13 protein-coding genes and 5 tRNA genes are annotated in these 17,270 nt (G+C 64.6%); all 18 read right to left on the reverse strand.

What is annotated here, in order from left to right; translation table 11 throughout:
• Positions 1-208: 208 nt before the first annotated feature.
• The 18 genes from rpoC to ACN469_RS19520 all read right to left on the reverse strand — a co-directional run bounded on the left by rpoC (position 209) and on the right by ACN469_RS19520 (position 17,220).
• Complete coding sequence (gene rpoC / locus ACN469_RS19435) at positions 209-4,420, reverse strand: DNA-directed RNA polymerase subunit beta' (RefSeq protein WP_498770060.1); 4,212 nt, start codon at positions 4,418-4,420, stop codon at positions 209-211.
• A 130-nt stretch (positions 4,421-4,550) separates the two neighbouring features.
• Positions 4,551-8,783: a DNA-directed RNA polymerase subunit beta gene (rpoB, locus tag ACN469_RS19440; RefSeq protein WP_498770062.1), complete on the reverse strand. Its 4,233-nt coding sequence runs from the start codon at positions 8,781-8,783 to the stop codon at positions 4,551-4,553.
• 179 nt (positions 8,784-8,962) lie between these two features.
• On the reverse strand, positions 8,963-9,334 hold the full coding sequence (rplL, locus tag ACN469_RS19445) for a 50S ribosomal protein L7/L12 (protein WP_498770064.1): 372 nt from the start codon (positions 9,332-9,334) through the stop codon (positions 8,963-8,965).
• Positions 9,335-9,434: 100 nt separating this feature from the next.
• Positions 9,435-9,956, reverse strand: coding sequence for a 50S ribosomal protein L10 (gene rplJ / locus ACN469_RS19450; protein ID WP_498770066.1), 522 nt, complete (start codon positions 9,954-9,956; stop codon positions 9,435-9,437).
• Positions 9,957-10,344: 388 nt separating this feature from the next.
• Positions 10,345-11,058: a 50S ribosomal protein L1 gene (rplA, locus tag ACN469_RS19455; RefSeq protein WP_498770068.1), complete on the reverse strand. Its 714-nt coding sequence runs from the start codon at positions 11,056-11,058 to the stop codon at positions 10,345-10,347.
• A gap of 34 nt (positions 11,059-11,092) precedes the next feature.
• Complete coding sequence (gene rplK / locus ACN469_RS19460; protein ID WP_254041142.1) at positions 11,093-11,539, reverse strand: 50S ribosomal protein L11; 447 nt, start codon at positions 11,537-11,539, stop codon at positions 11,093-11,095.
• Positions 11,540-11,673: 134 nt separating this feature from the next.
• Entirely contained in the window at positions 11,674-12,216 is a 543-nt protein-coding gene (gene nusG, locus ACN469_RS19465) for a transcription termination/antitermination protein NusG (RefSeq protein WP_498770071.1), read from the reverse strand.
• Entirely contained in the window at positions 12,216-12,659 is a 444-nt protein-coding gene (gene secE, locus ACN469_RS19470; RefSeq protein WP_498770073.1) for a preprotein translocase subunit SecE, read from the reverse strand. Before secE ends, nusG begins: the two co-directional genes overlap by 1 nt.
• 101 nt (positions 12,660-12,760) lie before the next feature.
• Positions 12,761-12,836: transfer RNA gene (locus ACN469_RS19475), tRNA-Trp, on the reverse strand.
• Between the two features lie 23 nt (positions 12,837-12,859).
• Positions 12,860-13,024 carry a 50S ribosomal protein L33 gene (rpmG, locus tag ACN469_RS19480; protein ID WP_046713307.1) on the reverse strand — a complete coding sequence of 55 codons (165 nt, stop codon included), beginning with the start codon at positions 13,022-13,024 and terminating at the stop codon, positions 12,860-12,862.
• A gap of 101 nt (positions 13,025-13,125) precedes the next feature.
• Positions 13,126-14,316 carry an elongation factor Tu gene (gene tuf, locus ACN469_RS19485; protein ID WP_498766518.1) on the reverse strand — a complete coding sequence of 397 codons (1,191 nt, stop codon included), beginning with the start codon at positions 14,314-14,316 and terminating at the stop codon, positions 13,126-13,128.
• A 17-nt stretch (positions 14,317-14,333) separates the two neighbouring features.
• Positions 14,334-14,409, reverse strand: a tRNA-Thr gene (locus tag ACN469_RS19490).
• Positions 14,410-14,435: 26 nt separating this feature from the next.
• Positions 14,436-14,511: transfer RNA gene (locus ACN469_RS19495), tRNA-Gly, on the reverse strand.
• A gap of 9 nt (positions 14,512-14,520) precedes the next feature.
• Positions 14,521-14,604: transfer RNA gene (locus ACN469_RS19500), tRNA-Tyr, on the reverse strand.
• An 83-nt stretch (positions 14,605-14,687) separates the two neighbouring features.
• Positions 14,688-14,760, reverse strand: a tRNA-Thr gene (locus ACN469_RS19505).
• A gap of 136 nt (positions 14,761-14,896) precedes the next feature.
• Positions 14,897-15,700, reverse strand: a complete 804-nt coding sequence (rlmB, locus tag ACN469_RS19510; protein WP_498770076.1) for a 23S rRNA (guanosine(2251)-2'-O)-methyltransferase RlmB — start codon at positions 15,698-15,700, stop codon at positions 14,897-14,899.
• A 5-nt stretch (positions 15,701-15,705) separates the two neighbouring features.
• Positions 15,706-16,155 (reverse strand): hypothetical protein, encoded by a 450-nt coding sequence (locus tag ACN469_RS19515; RefSeq protein WP_498770078.1) that lies wholly within the window; start codon positions 16,153-16,155, stop codon positions 15,706-15,708.
• 63 nt (positions 16,156-16,218) lie between these two features.
• Positions 16,219-17,220, reverse strand: coding sequence for an ATP-grasp domain-containing protein (locus ACN469_RS19520; protein WP_498770080.1), 1,002 nt, complete (start codon positions 17,218-17,220; stop codon positions 16,219-16,221).
• Between the last annotated feature and the right edge of the window lie 50 nt (positions 17,221-17,270).

Below are 17,270 nucleotides of genomic sequence, written 5' to 3' on the forward strand. Positions count from 1 at the left end.
CTCCCCTTTTTGTCCCGGCGTCGCCGGGGACTAACCCAGTGTGTCAAAAGTCTACGCGCGAAACTTAACGCAGCGCGCCATGGGCGTCAAGGTCAACGTCCGGGAAATCCGGCTTATCCGGGCCACAAAATGAAACCGCCGCCCCGATGCGAGCACCGGGGCGGCGGAGGGAAGCAAGCCGGCACGCCCGAGGGGCGGCCGGAGGAGGCTAGGCGGCGCCCGTCGTCTGGGTGCCTTCCGGGCGCTGGGACGAGCCCAGGGGGCCACCGTCGCCATGGGCGCCAGCGAGAGCGGCCTCCATCTCGTTGACCTCGTCGGTCGGGCTCTCCACCTCGATGTCGAGGTGCTTGTAATTCGGCAGGCCCGTACCGGCGGGGATGAGCCGGCCCATGATGACGTTCTCCTTGAGGCCGCGCAGGTAGTCCACCTTGCCGTTGATGGCGGCCTCGGTGAGCACCTTCGTGGTCTCCTGGAAGGAGGACGCCGAGATGAACGACTCGGTGGAGAGCGAGGCCTTGGTGATGCCGAGCAGCAGCGGCTCACCCACGGCCGGGCGCTTGCCCTCGGCCATGATCTTCTCGTTCTCCTCCTCGAACACCCACTTCTCGACCTGCTCGTCGACGAGGAAGTTGGTGTCGCCCACGTCGGTGACGCGCACGCGGCGGAGCATCTGCCGCACGATCGTCTCGATGTGCTTGTCGTTGATCTTCACGCCCTGGAGTCGGTAGACCTCCTGCACTTCGTCCACCAGGTAGCGCGCGAGTTCCTTCTCGCCGAGCACCTTGAGGATGTCGTGCGGGTTGGCCGCGCCATCCATCATCGCCTCGCCGGCCTTCACGCGGTCGCCGGAGTGGACGCTGATGTTCTTGCCCTTGGAGATCAAATACTCCTTGGCCAGGTCCGTGCGCTGCTCGCCATTCACCTCGGGGGTGATGATGAGCTTGCGCTTGCCCTTGGTGTCCTTGCCGAACGACACCACGCCGTCGATCTCCGCGATGGCCGCGGCGTCCTTCGGCTTGCGCGCCTCGAAGAGCTCGGCCACGCGGGGCAGACCGCCCGTGATGTCCTTGGTCTTCGTCGTCTCGCGGGGCACCTTGGCGAGCACTTCGCCCGGGTGGATCTCATCGCCGTCGTTGACGGTGATGATGGAGCCCTGCGGCAGGAAGTAGCTCGCCGGGTTGCGGGACGAGGGCAGGTCCTTCGTGTTGCCCTGGGCGTCGCGGATGGAGACGCGCGGACGCGCCTCCGGGTCCTTGGACTCGATGATGGTCTTGCGGGACAGGCCCGTGACCTCATCCAGCGTCTCGGACATCGTCACGCCTTCGATGATGTCCTCGTAGCGAACGGTGCCGCCGACCTCGGTGAGCAGCGGAATCGCGAACGGATCCCACTCGGCCACGAGCGTACCCGGCTCAATGCGCTGCCCTTCCTTGATGAGGATGCGGGCGCCGTAGATGATCTGGTAGCGCTCGCGCTCACGGCCCGAGTCGTCGACCACGACGAGCTCGCCGTTGCGGTTCATCGCGACCAGGGTGCCATCCACCTTCTGCACCGTGGTGAGACCCGCGAACTTCACCTTACCGGCGTAGCGGTTCTCCAGGCTGGACTGCTCCGCGCGCCGCGTCGCCGCGCCACCGATGTGGAAGGTGCGCATGGTCAACTGCGTACCCGGCTCACCGATGGACTGCGCCGCGATGACGCCGACGGCCTCGCCCACGGACACCTTCCGGCCGCGGGCCAGATCTCGTCCGTAGCACTCCACGCAGATGCCGCGCTTGGCCTGGCACGTGAGCACCGAGCGGATCTTCACCTTGTCCAGACCGCTGTTCTCGATGCGGCGGACGCGCTCCTCGTCGATCTCCTCGTTGGCGCGCACCAGCACCTCGCCCGTGACGGGGTCGAGGATGTCATCGAGAGCCACGCGGCCCAGGATGCGCTCGCCGAGGGGCTCGATGATCTCTCCGCCTTCGACCAGGGCGCCGATGAACAGACCGTCCATGGTGCCGCAGTCGTACTCGTTGATGATGGCGTCCTGCGCCACGTCGACGAGACGGCGGGTGAGGTAACCGGAGTTGGCCGTCTTGAGCGCGGTGTCCGCCAGACCCTTACGAGCGCCGTGCGTGGAGATGAAGTACTGCAGCACGGAGAGGCCCTCGCGGAAGTTCGCGGTGATGGGCGTCTCGATGATTTCGCCGGAGGGCTTCGCCATCAGGCCGCGCATACCGGCGAGCTGACGGATCTGCTGGGCGCTACCACGCGCGCCCGAGTCGGCCATGATGTAGATGGGGTTGAACGAGGGCTGCTTGCGCTGCTCGCGCTTGCCGTCCTTGTCCCCGTAGGTCTCCTCCTGGGAGATCTGCTGCATCATCTCCTGGGCGACCTTCTCGGTGACCTCGGCCCAGATATCGATGACCTTGTTGTAGCGCTCACCGTCGGTGATGAGGCCCTCGAGGTACTGGTTCTCGATCTCCGCCACTTCCTTGCGCGCGTAGTCCAGGAACTCCTGCTTCTTCGCAGGGATGATCATGTCCTTGAGCGCGATGGAGATGCCGGCGCGGGTCGCGTTGTAGTAGCCGAGGCTGCGGATGCGGTCCGCGAGCAGCACCGTCTCCTTCTCGCCGGTGAGGCGGTAGCAGAGGTCGATGAGGCCGCCGAGCGACTTCTTGTCGAGCACCTTGTTGATGGCGTCGAAGCCCACGCGGCGCGGCACCACTTCCCACAGGAGGACGCGGCCGACGGTGGTCTCCTTGCGGACGCCGTCGATGCGGCAGACCACCTTGGCCTGCAGGTGCACCTCGCCGTGGTCGTGCGCGGCGCGCACCTCGTCGGGCGAGCTGAACACGCGACCCTCGCCGTTGGCGAACTCGCGGGCACGCGTCATGTAGTAGATGCCGAGCACCATGTCCTGCGTCGGGACGATGATGGGCTTGCCGTTCGCGGGGCTGAGGATGTTGTTGGTCGACATCATCAGCACGCGGGCTTCCATCTGAGCTTCGATGGAGAGCGGCACGTGCACGGCCATCTGGTCACCGTCGAAGTCGGCGTTGAACGCCGCGCAGACGAGCGGGTGCAGCTGGATGGCCTTGCCTTCGATGAGGACGGGCTCGAAGGCCTGCATACCCAGGCGGTGCAGCGTGGGGGCGCGGTTGAGGAGCACCGGGTGCTCGCGGATGACGTCCTCGAGGATGTCCCAGACCTCGGGACGCTCCTTCTCCACCATCTTCTTCGCCGACTTGATGGTGGTGACGTAACCCTTCTCTTCGAGCTTGTTGTAGATGAACGGCTTGAACAGCTCGAGCGCCATGATCTTCGGCAGGCCGCACTGGTGCAGGCGCAGCTCGGGACCGACGACGATGACGGAGCGGCCCGAGTAGTCCACGCGCTTGCCGAGCAAGTTCTGACGGAACCGGCCCTGCTTGCCCTTGAGCATGTCGGACAGCGACTTGAGCGGCCGCTTGTTGGGGCCGGTGATGGTCTTGCCGCGGCGGCCGTTGTCGAACAGCGCGTCCACCGCCTCCTGAAGCATCCGCTTCTCGTTGCGGATGATGATGTCAGGGGCGTTGAGCTCCTGGAGGCGCTTGAGACGGTTGTTGCGGTTGATGACGCGACGGTACAGGTCGTTCAGGTCGGAGGTCGCGAAGCGGCCACCGTCGAGGGGAACGAGCGGACGCAGGTCCGGCGGAATCACCGGAATCACGTCCAGCATCATCCACTCGGGCTTGTTGCCGGAGACGCGGAACGCCTCGGCCACCTTCAGGCGCTTGGCGTACTTCTTCCGCTTCGCCTCGCTGGTGGTCTCGCGCATGTCCTTGCGCAGGTCCTCGGACAGCCGCTCCACGTCCAGCGCCTTGAGCATCTCGCGGACGGCCTCGCCGCCCATGCCCGTGGTGAAGGAGTCCTCACCGTGCTCCTGGTAGAGCCGGTGCATCTTCTCTTCACTGATGAGCTCGCCCTTGGTCAGCGGCGTCGACTTGGGGTCGAGGACGATGTAGCTCTCGCAGTAGAGGACCTTCTCCAGCTCCTTGAGCGTGATGTCGAGCAGGTTGCCGATGCGGCTCGGCAGCGACTTGAGGAACCAGATGTGGGCCACCGGCGTGGCCAGGGTGATGTGACCCAGGCGCTCGCGGCGGACCTTCGACTGGATGACCTCCACGCCACACTTCTCACACACCACGCCACGGTGCTTCATGCGCTTGTACTTGCCGCAGTTGCACTCGTAGTCCTTCACCGGCCCGAAGATGCGGGCGCAGAACAGGCCGTCACGCTCGGGCTTGAACGTACGGTAGTTGATGGTCTCCGGCTTCTTCACCTCGCCATGGGACCACTGGCGGATCTTGTCGGGCGACGCCAGCGCGATGCGGATGGCGTTGAACGACAGCGGGTCCTTCGGCTTCTCGAAGAAGTTGAAAATGTCCTTCACGTTGCCTCCGAAATCTCGTGAGGCGTCCCCCGTGGGGAACGCCAGCTGATTCGGGCCCCCGCCCCGGACCCGGCCGCGCCCACCCTTTTCAGGGTGGCGGGCGGCCGGTCAGGCGGGCGCTCCGGCTCTCTCAGGCGTCGGTACCGGTCTTCCGGTCTTCGCCGTCACCACCACCACCCAGGAAGTCACCGCCGAAGCTGCGCTGCCGCTCCGGGGGGGCATGCTCCAGCAGCTCGACGTCGAGCGCGAGTGACTGGAGTTCCTTGAGGAGCACGTTGAACGACTCGGGCAGGCCGCTCTCCAGGACGTTGTCGCCCTTGACGATGGCCTCGTACATGCGCGTGCGGCCCACCACGTCGTCCGACTTGACGGTGAGGAACTCCTGCAGCGTGTACGCCGCGCCGTAGGCCTCCATCGCCCAGACTTCCATCTCTCCCAGTCGCTGACCGCCGAACTGCGCCTTGCCGCCCAGGGGCTGCTGGGTGACGAGGGAGTAGGGACCAATGGACCGAGCGTGGATCTTCTCGTCCACCAGGTGGTGCAGCTTCAGCATGTACATGACGCCAACGGTGACGTTCTGGTCGAACGGCTCACCCGTGCGCCCGTCGAAGAGCACCATCTGGCCCGTGCGGGGCAGCTTCCCCTCGTCCAGCAGCTGGTGGATCTCCAGCTCGTGCGCGCCGTCGAACACCGGCGTAGCCACGTGGATACCCCGCTTGGAGCGACGGCAGAGCTGCTTGATCTCCTCCTCATCCAGCTTGTCGAGGAACTCGCCGAACGCGGTCTCCTCGCCGTAGATGGCCTTGAGGCGGACCTTGATGGCGTCCGCGCTCCAGTTGTCCTCCACGTAGCGCTGCAGCGCCTCGCCGGTGCCCTTGGCCGCCCAGCCCAGGTGCGTCTCGAGGATCTGCCCGATGTTCATGCGGCTGGGAACGCCGAGCGGGTTGAGGACGATGTCCACCGGACGGCCATCCTCCAGGTACGGCATGTCCTCCTCGGGGAGGATGCGGGACACGACGCCCTTGTTTCCGTGGCGGCCGGCCATCTTGTCGCCCACGGCCAGCTTGCGCTTGATGGCGACGTACACCTTCACCATCTTGATGACGCCGGGGGGCAGCTCGTCGCCCTTCTTGATGCGGGCGATCTTCTCGCCGAAGGCCAGCTTCACGGCCTCCTTCGTCTCCTCCAGGTTGCGGAGGATGTCGCGCACGCGGGAGTCGAGCGGGTCACCGACGGAGATCTCGCCCCAGTACTTGTAGGGCACGGTGGCCAGCAGAGCGTCGTCGAGGATGTCCCCCTTCTTGAGGAGGATCTTCCCCTTGTCGTCCACGAGCTTGCCCTGGACCTCCTTGCCACGCACCAGCGCGCGGATGCGGCCGATGGCGCTGTCCTGGAGGACCTTGATCTCGTCGTTCTGGTCCTTGAGGAGCTTCGCCTCCTCCATGGACTCGATCTGCTTGGCGCGCTCGTCCTTCTCCACGCCCTTGCGGCTGAACACCTTGGCGTTGATGACGGTGCCCACCACGCCCGGAGGCACGCGCAGGGAGCTGTCGCGAACGTCGCCGGCCTTCTCGCCGAAGATGGCGCGCAGCAGCTTCTCTTCGGGAGACAGCTGCGTCTCGCCCTTCGGGGTGATCTTGCCCACCAGCACGTCGCCGGGCTTCACCTCGGCGCCGATGCGGATGATGCCGCTCTCGTCGAGGTCCTTGAGGGCTTCCTCACCCACGTTCGGGATGTCGCGGGTGATCTCTTCCTTGCCCAGCTTGGTGTCTCGCGCGATGCACTCGAACTCTTCGATGTGGATCGACGTGAAGACGTCATCCTTCTGGATGCGCTCGCTGATGAGGATGGAGTCCTCGAAGTTGTAGCCCTGCCACGGCATGAACGCGACGACCACGTTCTGCCCCAGCGCCAGCTCACCCGTCTCGGTGGCCGGGCCGTCGGCGATGACGTCACCCTTCCGGACCTTGTCGCCCTTGCTGATGATGGGCTTCTGGTTGAGGCAGGTGTTCTGGTTGGAGCGCTGGTACTTGAGCAGGTTGTAGATGTCGACCTCGCTCGAGACGTCGCTGAGCGAAGCCGGCACGTCCGCCTTCACCACGATGCGGCCCGCGTCCACGCTCTCCACCGTGCCGTCGCGCTTGGCCACGCACGTCACGCCGGAGTCGCGCGCGACGATGGCCTCGATGCCCGTGCCCACCAGCGGCGCGCTGGTGCGCAGCAGGGGCACCGCCTGGCGCTGCATGTTGGAGCCCATGAGGGCGCGGTTGGCGTCGTCGTTCTCCAGGAACGGGATGAGCGACGCGGCCACCGACACCAGCTGGTTCGGAGACACGTCCATCAGGTCCACGTCCTCGGCGCGAGCCTGGACGAACTCGCCGCCGCGGCGGCTGGACACGAGCGCGTTGACGAACTTGCCCTTCTTGTCCGTCTCCGCGTTCGCCTGGCCGATGGTGTGCTTCTCCTCCTCGAGCGCCGAGTAGAAGGCCACGTCCGTCGTCACGATGCCCGCTTCGACCTTCCGGTACGGCGTCTCGACGAATCCGAACTCGTTGACGCGCGCGTAGGTGGACAGCGACGCGATGAGGCCGATGTTCGGACCTTCAGGCGTCTCGATGGGGCAGATGCGGCCGTAGTGCGTCGGGTGCACGTCGCGCACCTCGAAGCCCGCGCGCTCGCGGGTAAGGCCACCGGGCCCGAGGGCGGACAGACGACGCTTGTGCGTCACCTCGGACAGGGGGTTCGTCTGGTCCATGAACTGCGACAGCTGGCTGGACCCGAAGAACTCCTTGATGACCGCCGTGACGGGCTTGGCGTTGATGAGATCGTGCGGCATGAGCGTCTCGATCTCCTGGAGGCTCATGCGCTCCTTGATCGCCCGCTCCATGCGAACCAGACCGATGCGGTACTGGTTCTCCAGCAGCTCACCCACCGCGCGCACCCGGCGGTTGCCGAGGTGGTCGATGTCGTCGATGGTGCCCTTGCCGTTCTTCAGATCGATCAGGTAGCGGATCACCTCGAGGATGTCGCGCTTGGTGAGGATCTGCCCGTCGAGAGGCTCCTCGAGGCCGAACTTGAAGTTCAACTTGAGGCGACCGACCTTGGACAGGTCGTAGCGCTCGGGGTTGAAGAACAGGTTGGTGAACAGGTTGATCGCCGTCTCCGGCGTCGGCGGATCGCCAGGGCGCAGGCGGCGGTAGATCTCCATGATGGACTGCTCGGGCGTCTCGAGCTTGTCCAGCATCAACGTCTCACGCAGGTACGGCCCCACGTTGAGGTTGTCGATGAAGAGGACCTTGAACTCCTTCATGTTGCGCTTGAGGAGCTCGTCCACCTTGTCCTGCGAGACTTCCTCGTTGCACTCGAGGATGACCTCGCCGGTGTTCTCGTCCACCACGTCGTAGGCGGACACCTTCGTGAAGAGCTCATCCGCGTCGATGGGGAGCGTCTTCATCTTCGCCGCTTCGAGCTTCTTGATGGCGGCGCGGGTGAACTTGCGGTTCTTTTTGACGATGAGCTCGCCCGTCTTCGTCTTGATGTCGCGGGTGGCTCGCTGGCCCGGGAGCAGCTCCAGCTCGACGCTCTTCTCGAAGTCCGTCGCGCTCTGGAGGTAAACGGTCTCCGTGGCGTAGTAGTAGTTGAGGATCTCCTCGGTGGAGCCCTTGAACTCCAGCGGGTTCTTCTTCGCGGTGTCGCTGACGGCGCCCAGGGCGCGGATGAGCACCGTCGCGGGCAGCTTGCGCCGGCGGTCGATGCGCACGTACAGCAGGTCCTTGTGGTCGAACTCGAAGTCGATCCACGAACCGCGGTAGGGAATGATGCGGGCGTTGTAGAGCAGCTTGCCAGACGAGTGGCTCTTGCCCTTGTCGTGGTCGAAGAAGGCACCCGGGCTGCGGTGCAGCTGGCTGACAACGACGCGCTCGGTCCCGTTGATGATGAAGGTGCCGTTCTGGGTCATCAGCGGGATTTCCCCGAAGTAGACCTCCTGCTCCTTCACGTCACGGATGGACTGGGCGCCAGTCTCCTCATCCTTGTCCCACACCACCAGGCGGACCACGACCTTGATGGGGGCGGAATAGGTCATCCCGCGCTGGTGGCACTCATCGACGTCGTACTTCGGCTTCTCCAGGTGGTAGCTGACGAACTCCAGCGACGACGTCTCGTTGAAATCCCGAATCGGGAACACCGAGTTGAAGACACCCTGAAGTCCGACGTCCTCACGCTTCTCCGGCGCGATATCGGCCTGGAGGAACTTCTCGTAGGACTGCTTCTGGATGTTGATAAGATTGGGAATGTCGATGATCTTCGCGATCTTCGCGAAGGTCTTCCGCACGCGGAAATTGTTCTGGATCTGCGTCGGCATTCTGGCTCCGGGGACGGCTGCTCGGGCGGGGCAAACATCGATAACGCGCGGCGGCGCCGGGAAATTTGTAACTGGCAAATGGGCAAAGCCGGCAGCCCCCCTCACTGGGAGCGCCGGCCTGCTCATTCGGTCAGGAAGCTGCTTGGGAATTCCCGGAAACCAAGCAGCTCCTGTTCGACTTACTTGACGTCGACGGTGGCGCCAGCCGCGACGAGCTGGTCCTTGAACTTCTTGGCGTCGTCCTTGTTGACGCCTTCCTTGACGTTCTTGGGCGCGCCCTCGACCAGGTCCTTGGCCTCCTTCAGGCCCAGGCCGGTGATGGTGCGGATCTCCTTGATGACGTTGATCTTGTTGGCGCCGGCGTTCGTCAGCACCACCGTGAACTCCGTCTGCTCCTCCTTAGGAGCGGCGGCGGGGCCGGCGGGGCCGGCAACGACAGTGGCGGCGGCGGCGGAGACGCCCCACTTCTCCTCGAGGGCCTTCACCAGGTTGGCGGCCTCGATGATGGTCAGGGAGGAAAGCGAATCAACGATTGCGTTCAGGTCAGCCATGGAACTGTGTCCTTCTTGGATTGACTAACGGCCTTACTCCCAAAGGGAGGAACGGCCGAAAAGGTGGGTGTAGAAAAACTTCTCGGACAGATGAGGGCAACTACCCCTGCGCCTTGTCCGCGTGGGCCTGAATGACCCGCGCGAGCTGCGTTCCCGGGGCGGCAATCGTCCGAACCAGCTTGGTCGCCGGCTGGGTGATCATCCCGAGCAACTGCGCTCGGAGCTCGTTGAGACCCGGCAGCTTCGCCAGCTGCTTGACGCCGGCGACGTCGACCTTGCGGCCGTCGACCACGCCACTGCGGATCTTGATCTTGTCCTCGAGGTCCTTCGTGAACTCGGCCAGGATCTTCGCTGGGGCCACCACATCGCCGTAGCTGAGACACAGAGCCACGGGACCCGTGAAGTCATCAGCGATGACAGCCAAGTCCGTGCCCTGCGCCGCACGACGCGCCAGCGTGTTCTTGATGACCTTGTACTCGACGTTGCCCTCGCGGAACTTCTTGCGCAGCTTCGTCACCGTCTCCACATCCACCTTGGAGAACTCAGCGACGACGGCCGACTTGGTCCGCGAGAACTTCTCGTGGAGTTCCTTGATCATCTCCTCCTTCTCGCTCTTCAGCACTTTGACTCACCTCCTTACTGGCCCGTCTTCCGACGGGCGTGATGCCTGGGCCAAAGTGGCAGAGCGAGAGGAGTCTCCGAGAGACACCACAACGCACCTCCAGTCTCGGCAGGGCTGACCTTTCGGCCGTTTGAACCCGACAGAGGAAGCCATGCCCCGACCGGTTGTCCGGTTCCCAACGGGGCACTTCTCCTCTGACCGGGTCCCTGCTGTCATGAACCAGGTCGGAACACCCGTCTCACGACGTGGCGCTCCAATTGCAAAAGCCGGGGGCCTATACCCCCGGCTTAAGCAAAGATCCAGAACTTTCGAACCTGAGACGTCAGGCAGGCGGCGCCTCTGACACCCCCTGTGCGGGGATGAGAGCGCCGCTCTACCTGCTGTCCGCCTAGCGGTGGCGGGCCAGAATCTCCTGGGTATCGATCTTGATGCCCGGGCCCATCGTCGTGGAGATGGCGATGCCCTTCAGGTACACGCCCTTGGCGGTGGCCGGCTTGAGCTTCATCACCAGGTCCACCAGCGCGTTGAAGTTGCCCTCGAGCTTGTCCACCGCGAAGGAGGCCTTGCCCATCTTCGCATGGACGATACCGGCCTTCTCCGCACGGAAGTCGACCTTACCGCCCTTGGCGTCGCGGATGGCCTTGGCGACATCCATGGTCACCGTGCCGACCTTCGGGTTCGGCATGAGGCCACGGGGACCGAGCACCTTACCGAGGCGACCGACGATACCCATCATGTCGGGCGTCGCGATGACGGTGTCGAAGTCGAGGAAGCCCTCCTCGATGCGCTTCTGGAGATCCTCCGCGCCAACGATATCCGCACCCGCGTTGCCAGCCTCGGTGGCGCGCTCGCCCTTCGCGAACACGGCCACTCGCACGGTGGCACCCGTGCCGTTGGGCAGGACCACGGCGCCACGGACCATCTGGTCCGCGTGCTTGGGGTCCACACCCAGGTTGATGGCGACATCGACCGTCTGGTCGTACTTCGACGCCCGCGCATCCACCGTCTTCTTCAGGAGCGCGAAACCCTCGGCGATGCTGTAGCGCTTCTCGCGGTCCACCAGCGTGGAGGCCGCACGGAACTTCTTCCCATTCTGAGCCATGACAAAAATCCTCGTCCGTGAGTGGGGCGGCGGCCTAGCCGACGACGTCGATGCCCATGGAGCGCGCGGTGCCAGCAATGGTGTTCATGCAGGCCTCAAGCGACGCGGCGGTGGTGTCCTGAATCTTCTTCTTGGCGATCTCCTCGAGCTGCGCTCGGGTGATCTGCCCCACCTTCTCCTTGCCAGGCTTCTTCGCGCCCGAACCCTTCTTCTTGTCGGTGTGCAGGCCCGCTGCCTTCTTGATGAGGACAGCCGCCGGAGGCGTCTTGAGGATGAAGGTGAAGGAGCGGTCCTGATAGACGGTGATGATCACCGGGATGATCAGTCCCTCCTTGGCCTCCGCCTGCGTCTTCGCGTTGAACTGCTTGCAGAACTCCATGATGTTCACGCCCTGCTGACCGAGCGCGGGGCCGATCGGCGGAGCGGGGTTCGCCTTGCCGGCGGGAATCTGCAGCTTGACCTGACCTGTGACCTTCTTCATCGGCTGACGACTGCCTTTCGAGGGGGTGGTCCTGACGGGCCTCCAGACGGGAAGGCCCTCCCACCCATGGAACCGCGCCCCAAAGGGCACGGAACGTGTGCGAGGCGCGCTCTACCCGAGCCGCCCGCGAAAAACTAGCCGGTGGTCTTCTCCACCTGCATGAAGTCCAACTCCACGGGCGTGGCGCGACCGAAGATGCTCACGAGCACCTTCACGCGACCCTTCTCCGCGTTGACCTCTTCCACCGTGCCGTTGAAGTTGGCGAAGGGCCCGTCAATGACGCGCACCGTGTCACCATCGTCAAACTGCACCTTGGGCTTGGGCTTGAGCGTGCCCTCGGAGATCTGCGACGTGAGCCGCGCGACCTCCAGGTCCGAGATGGGCAGGGGGTTCTGGTTCTGCACCGTCCCAGGAAAGCCGGTGATCTTCGGCGTGTTCTTCACCAGGTGGAGCGTCCGGTCGTTCAGCTCCATCTGCACGAAGATGTAGCCCGGGAAGAACTTGCGGCGAGACGTCTTCTTCTCGCCCTTCACCATCTCCACGACCTGCTCCATGGGGATGAGGATTTCTCCGAACTGATCCTGCAACCCCTCGAGACGTACCTTCTCCTCCAGGCTCTTCTTCGCCTGGTTTTCGAAGTTCGAGTAGGTGTGGACCACGTACCATTTCATGGCCATTACAACTTCCCCCACAGGGCCGGGAGCCACTCCACCATCAAGTTGTACGCGACGGTGTCGATGCAGAAGAGCAGCACCGCGGCGACAAGCGAGGCGACGACCACGGCCATGGTCGACGTCCGGGTCTCCGGCCAGGTAGGCCAGGAGACCTTCATCAACTCGCTCGCCACTTCCATGGAGAGAGTGTGGGTCTTTGGATGGAAGAATCCCGCCAGGGCGAGCCCCACGGCCACCAGGTAGCCCACGAGCGTGGACACCTTCCAATCCAACCCCTCAATGAGAACTGAGTCGGACCATCCGAAGCTGGCCCACAGTGCCCCGAAGAGGCGCTCCAGGAACAGCGCCAGGATGATGCCGGCGAGGAGGTAGAAGATGACCACGAGCCGCTTCGGGTCCATCGCCGAGCGGTTAGCCTGCTGGCTGGCCTCTGATGCCGTCGCCATGGTTCCTCACGAGGTACTGCGAATACGAAATTTTACGAACTGCGGAAACACAGGAACCCCCGGTACCTCCAGGTACCGGGGGCCCCGCTCCCACTGAGACTTGGCAGGCCAGGAGGGATTCGAACCCCCAACACGCGGATTTGGAGACCGCTGCTCTACCGTTGGAGCTACTGGCCTAGAAACTCTCAGGAACTACCGACCTAGACCTTACCTTCCTTGTGGTCCGTATGCTTGCGGCACTTCGAGCAGAACTTGCTCAACTCGAGCTTGTCCTGGCTCTTCCGCTTGTTCTTCGTGGTCGTGTAGTTCCGCTCTTTGCACACCGTGCACTCGAGCGAAATAATAGAACGATTGCCCTTCGGCATGACCTACCTCATCAGACACGAGAGGGGAAGGCTACCAGAAGGTGCCCTCCCCTCTAAATCCGGAAAGTGGAGCCAGGAAGCCCTGCGGCTTCCCAGGCGTATTACTCGATGACCTCGGCCACGACGCCGGCGCCCACCGTGCGGCCACCCTCGCGAACAGCGAAGCGCAGCTCCTTATCCATCGCCACCGGGGTGATGAGCTCCACCTCGATTGCGATGTTGTCGCCCGGCATCACCATTTCCACGTTCTCAGGCAGCTTCACCGTTCCCGTCACGTCCGTCGTGCGGAAGTAGAACTGGGGACGGTATCCCTTGAAGAACGGGGTGTGGCGACCACCCTCTTCCTTCGACAGCACGTAGATCTGCGCCTTGAACTTGGTGTGCGGCTTGATGCTGTTCGGCTTCGCCAGCACCTGCCCGCGCTCCATGTCCTCGCGCTTCAGACCACGCACCAGCGCGCCGATGTTGTCGCCCGCCCGGCCCTCGTCCAGCAGCTTGCGGAACATCTCCACGCCCGTGACGACGGTCTTCTGCGTCGGACGCAGACCGACAACTTCGATTTCCTCGCCGACCTTGATGATGCCACGCTCGACGCGGCCCGTCGCCACCGTTCCACGGCCGGCGATGGAGAACACGTCTTCCACCGGCATCAGGAAGGGCTTGTCCGTCGCGCGCTCCGGCGTCGGGATGTACGCGTCCACGGCTTCCATCAGCTTGAGGATAGCGCCCTCGCCGATTTCGCTCGTATCACCCTCGAGCGCCTTGAGCGCCGAGCCAGGGATGATGGGGATGGTGTCGCCCGGGAACTCGTACTTCTTCAGCAGGTCGCGAACTTCCATCTCCACGAGCTCACGCAGCTCGGGGTCGTCCAGCATGTCCACCTTGTTCAGGAAGACCACGATGTACGGAACACCGACCTGGCGCGCCAGCAGGATGTGCTCGCGCGTCTGGGGCATCGGACCGTCCGCCGCGGAGACCACGAGAATCGCGCCGTCCATCTGCGCCGCGCCCGTGATCATGTTCTTCACGTAGTCGGCGTGGCCCGGGCAATCCACGTGCGCGTAGTGCCGGTTCTTCGTCTGGTACTCCACGTGCGCCGTGGAGATGGTGATGCCGCGCTCACGCTCTTCCGGCGCCTTGTCGATCTGATCGTACGCCAGGAACGTGGCGCCGCCGGTCTTGGCCAGCACCTTCGTGATGGCCGCCGTCAGCGACGTCTTGCCGTGGTCCACGTGTCCGATCGTGCCGATGTTCACGTGGGGCTTGTTACGCTCGAACTTCTCCTTGGCCATGACACTCCTCTAAAAAATGGAGCCCTGAACCAGGATTGAACTGGTGACCTCATCCTTACCAAGGATGCGCTCTGCCAACTGAGCTATCAGGGCTTGGCGATGCTATGAACTACAACGTTTGGAGCGGGAAATGGGATTCGAACCCACGACATTCAGCTTGGAAGGCTGACGCTCTACCAACTGAGCTATTCCCGCGTTGCCGAGTGGAGGGAGATGGATTCGAACCATCGAAGGCGTAGAGCCGGCAGATTTACAGTCTGCTCCCTTTGGCCGCTTGGGTATCCCTCCGCATTTTCACTTCCAACTGCGTACTGCACCCCATGCTTCATGCTGCTCGTCTCGGGCCCTCATCCGCGGCCCCCGTCCTGCTTGGCCGGCGGCGGGACTTGAACCCGCGACCTACTGATTACAAATCAGTTGCTCTACCGACTGAGCTACACCGGCACTCATCCGGCTCCTACCTCTCGCCCTACCCCACCTCCACCGAACCCGTCAACCACCCGGCTCCGATGTGCGAGGCGCGCCCTTTTAGAAGTCCCCACCATCCAAGTCAAGGGGATTGATCCCGGATGATGGCCGACTAACGGGAGGTGCTCCCCCGCTGCCGGGCGACCTCGTATAGCAGAATGCCGGCCGAAACGGACGCATTGAGTGAACCGACCTGACCCGCCATCGGAATCCGCAGGCGGTGGTCGCAGTGCTTGAGCACTCCCTCCCTCACGCCCGCCCCCTCGGCCCCCACCACCAGGGCCAGGGGCCCGTCCAGTCGGGCGCTCCACACGTGCTCGGTCGCGTCCACATCCGCGGCGGCCACCCAGAGCCCCGCTTCCTTAAGCTCCTCCAGCGCGCGGGAGATGTTCACCACCCGGGCGATGAGGCAGTACTCCACCGCCCCCGCTGACGCCTTGGCCACCGTGCCCGTCACCTGCACGGCGCGGTCCTTGGCGATGACGACGCCATGCGCGCCCAGCGCGTGGGCCGAGCGGATGATGGCGCCCAGGTTGTGCGGGTCCTGGATACCGTCGAGCACCACCACCAGAGGAGGCAGCTTGCTGGCCGTGGCCGCGTCGATGATGTCCTCCAGCTCCGAGTACTTGAAGCCTCGAAGCTCGAGCACCACGCCCTGGTGGACGCCGCCGTCGGCCATGGCGCCGAGGCGCTCGCGCGACACCTTCTCCACCCGGACTCCGGCGTCCCGGGCGCGGCTGAGCAGCTCGCCCGCGGCCTTGGCGGCCAGCTGCCCCTCCACGATGAACAGCCGCTCCACTTCGTCCGGCCGGGCCCTCAGGGCCTCGAGGACCGGATTGACGCCATAGACGTGACGCGCCGGGGAGTCCCCACCATCGCGCTCGCCTCGACCACCTTTGGGGGGACGCTCACGCATGGGAACTAGAGGACCTCGACGGGAACGGAGAAGGTCTTCTGCTGACGGGCGCAGATCTTCTCCGTGCAGATGAAGAAGACGAGCTTCGCGTCCACCGTCCCCTTGCCCGCGGTCGTGGCTGAGAAGGGAACCTCGAAGCGCGGATCCACGAACTCCTGGCCCGCGGCCTTCTTCGCGACCGAGTCCTCACGCCCCAGCTTCTCCTTCGCGACGGAGACCTGGCTGCCCTTCACCTCGAGCTTCAGCGGGGCCTCCTCGGAGACGTGCGCGCCGGGCTTCGTCTTCACCGAGAGCACGAACACGCCCTTCTCACCCGCCTTGACCTGGGTGGAGGAGCCGTCCGTGGACACGTCATAGAGGTTGGCGGGGTCCACTTCGTCGGCGGACGCCGGGGCCGACCAGACGCAGGCCACCAGCAAGGCGGCAACGGAGGTGAGGCTTCGGATGTGCGACATGGCGGGTCTCCTGAAAGCGGGTGCTGCCTATCATGCCTGCGACGTCGGTCACCGGCTTTCTCTTCACGCGCCCCCTGCTCCACTCGTGGGCGTGCGACTCGATTTCTTCCTGCGCGGCGCCGGGGAGGCTGGCAGTCCCGGCGCGGGAAGGCCTCGGGGCGGAATGAGGTCCGGTACGGACACCGGTTCCGCGCCAGCGACCAGTTCCTCCGCGCGGATGATGATGGGCGTGGCCAGGTCCATGCCCGTGACAGCCTCCATCTCCGGCAAGGCGGGCGAGCTGTTCACCTCGAAGACCTTCAACTGCCCCTGGATGTCCAGCAGGTCCACCGCCGCCACTTCCAGCCCCACCAGCCGCGTGGCCTTCTCCGCCGTGGCGCGCTGCCCGGGGGACAGCTCCATCGCCTCCAGCCGAGCCCCCTTGATGAGCGTGTGAGCGAGCCGACCGGGACGTGGCCTGCGGCGCACCGCGGCCACCGCCTTGCCGCCAACGACGAGCACGCGCACGTCCTGGCTCGTGCTCTTCACGTACTCCTGCATCACCAGGTTATGGCCAAGGCCGAGCACCGCCTCGAGCGCGGCCTCCAAGGACTGGAGGCTCTCGCACACCATCACCCCGTGGTTCTCCTGCCCCTGGAGCAGCTTCACCAGCACGGGAACTCCGCCCACCAACCCCACCATCTCCTTCAGGTGGGCGGCATCCCGCGCCATCACCGTGGCGGGAATGTCGATGCCGTGCGCGGAGAGCAGTTGCAGCGAGCGCATCTTGCTGCGCGACTGGGCAATGGCCTGGGCGTGGTTGACGAGTGCCACCCCACCCAGCGCGAACTGGTTCACCACCGCGAGCCCGTACGTGTTGATGGACTGGGCGATGCGCGGAAGGACGACGTCCGTGGGCGCCAGCTTCTTGCGGTCGTAGTAGAGGGTGGCGCTGCCCCCGTCCAGGTGCATCTGCACCCGGAGCGGGTTGAGCACGCGCATCTTGTGCCCCCGCGCGCGGCCCGCCTCGACAAGACGCCGAGTGGAGGGAATGGAAGCGGACCGCGAGAGGAGGGTGACTTTCATGGGCGGGGACGGCGAACCGGGCCAGAGGCGAGGGGACCTATAATCCCCAC

The sequence above is a fragment of the Corallococcus terminator genome (genome assembly GCF_049194865.1).
Classification (GTDB): domain Bacteria; phylum Myxococcota; class Myxococcia; order Myxococcales; family Myxococcaceae; genus Myxococcus; species Myxococcus terminator_A.

Excerpts from the sequence above, each read along its gene's own strand:
- rpoB (WP_498770062.1), bottom strand. The coding sequence starts at position 8,783 with ATGCCGACGCAGATCCAGAACAATTTCCGCGTGCGGAAGACCTTCGCG.
- rplL (WP_498770064.1), bottom strand. The coding sequence starts at position 9,334 with ATGGCTGACCTGAACGCAATCGTTGATTCGCTTTCCTCCCTGACCATC.
- rplA (WP_498770068.1), bottom strand. The coding sequence starts at position 11,058 with ATGGCTCAGAATGGGAAGAAGTTCCGTGCGGCCTCCACGCTGGTGGAC.
- rplK (WP_254041142.1), bottom strand. The coding sequence starts at position 11,539 with ATGAAGAAGGTCACAGGTCAGGTCAAGCTGCAGATTCCCGCCGGCAAG.
- nusG (WP_498770071.1), bottom strand. The coding sequence starts at position 12,216 with ATGGCCATGAAATGGTACGTGGTCCACACCTACTCGAACTTCGAAAAC.
- secE (WP_498770073.1), bottom strand. The coding sequence starts at position 12,659 with ATGGCGACGGCATCAGAGGCCAGCCAGCAGGCTAACCGCTCGGCGATG.
- rpmG (WP_046713307.1), bottom strand. The coding sequence starts at position 13,024 with ATGCCGAAGGGCAATCGTTCTATTATTTCGCTCGAGTGCACGGTGTGC.
- tuf (WP_498766518.1), bottom strand. The coding sequence starts at position 14,316 with ATGGCCAAGGAGAAGTTCGAGCGTAACAAGCCCCACGTGAACATCGGC.
- rlmB (WP_498770076.1), bottom strand. The coding sequence starts at position 15,700 with ATGCGTGAGCGTCCCCCCAAAGGTGGTCGAGGCGAGCGCGATGGTGGG.
- ACN469_RS19515 (WP_498770078.1), bottom strand. The coding sequence starts at position 16,155 with ATGTCGCACATCCGAAGCCTCACCTCCGTTGCCGCCTTGCTGGTGGCC.
- ACN469_RS19520 (WP_498770080.1), bottom strand. The coding sequence starts at position 17,220 with ATGAAAGTCACCCTCCTCTCGCGGTCCGCTTCCATTCCCTCCACTCGG.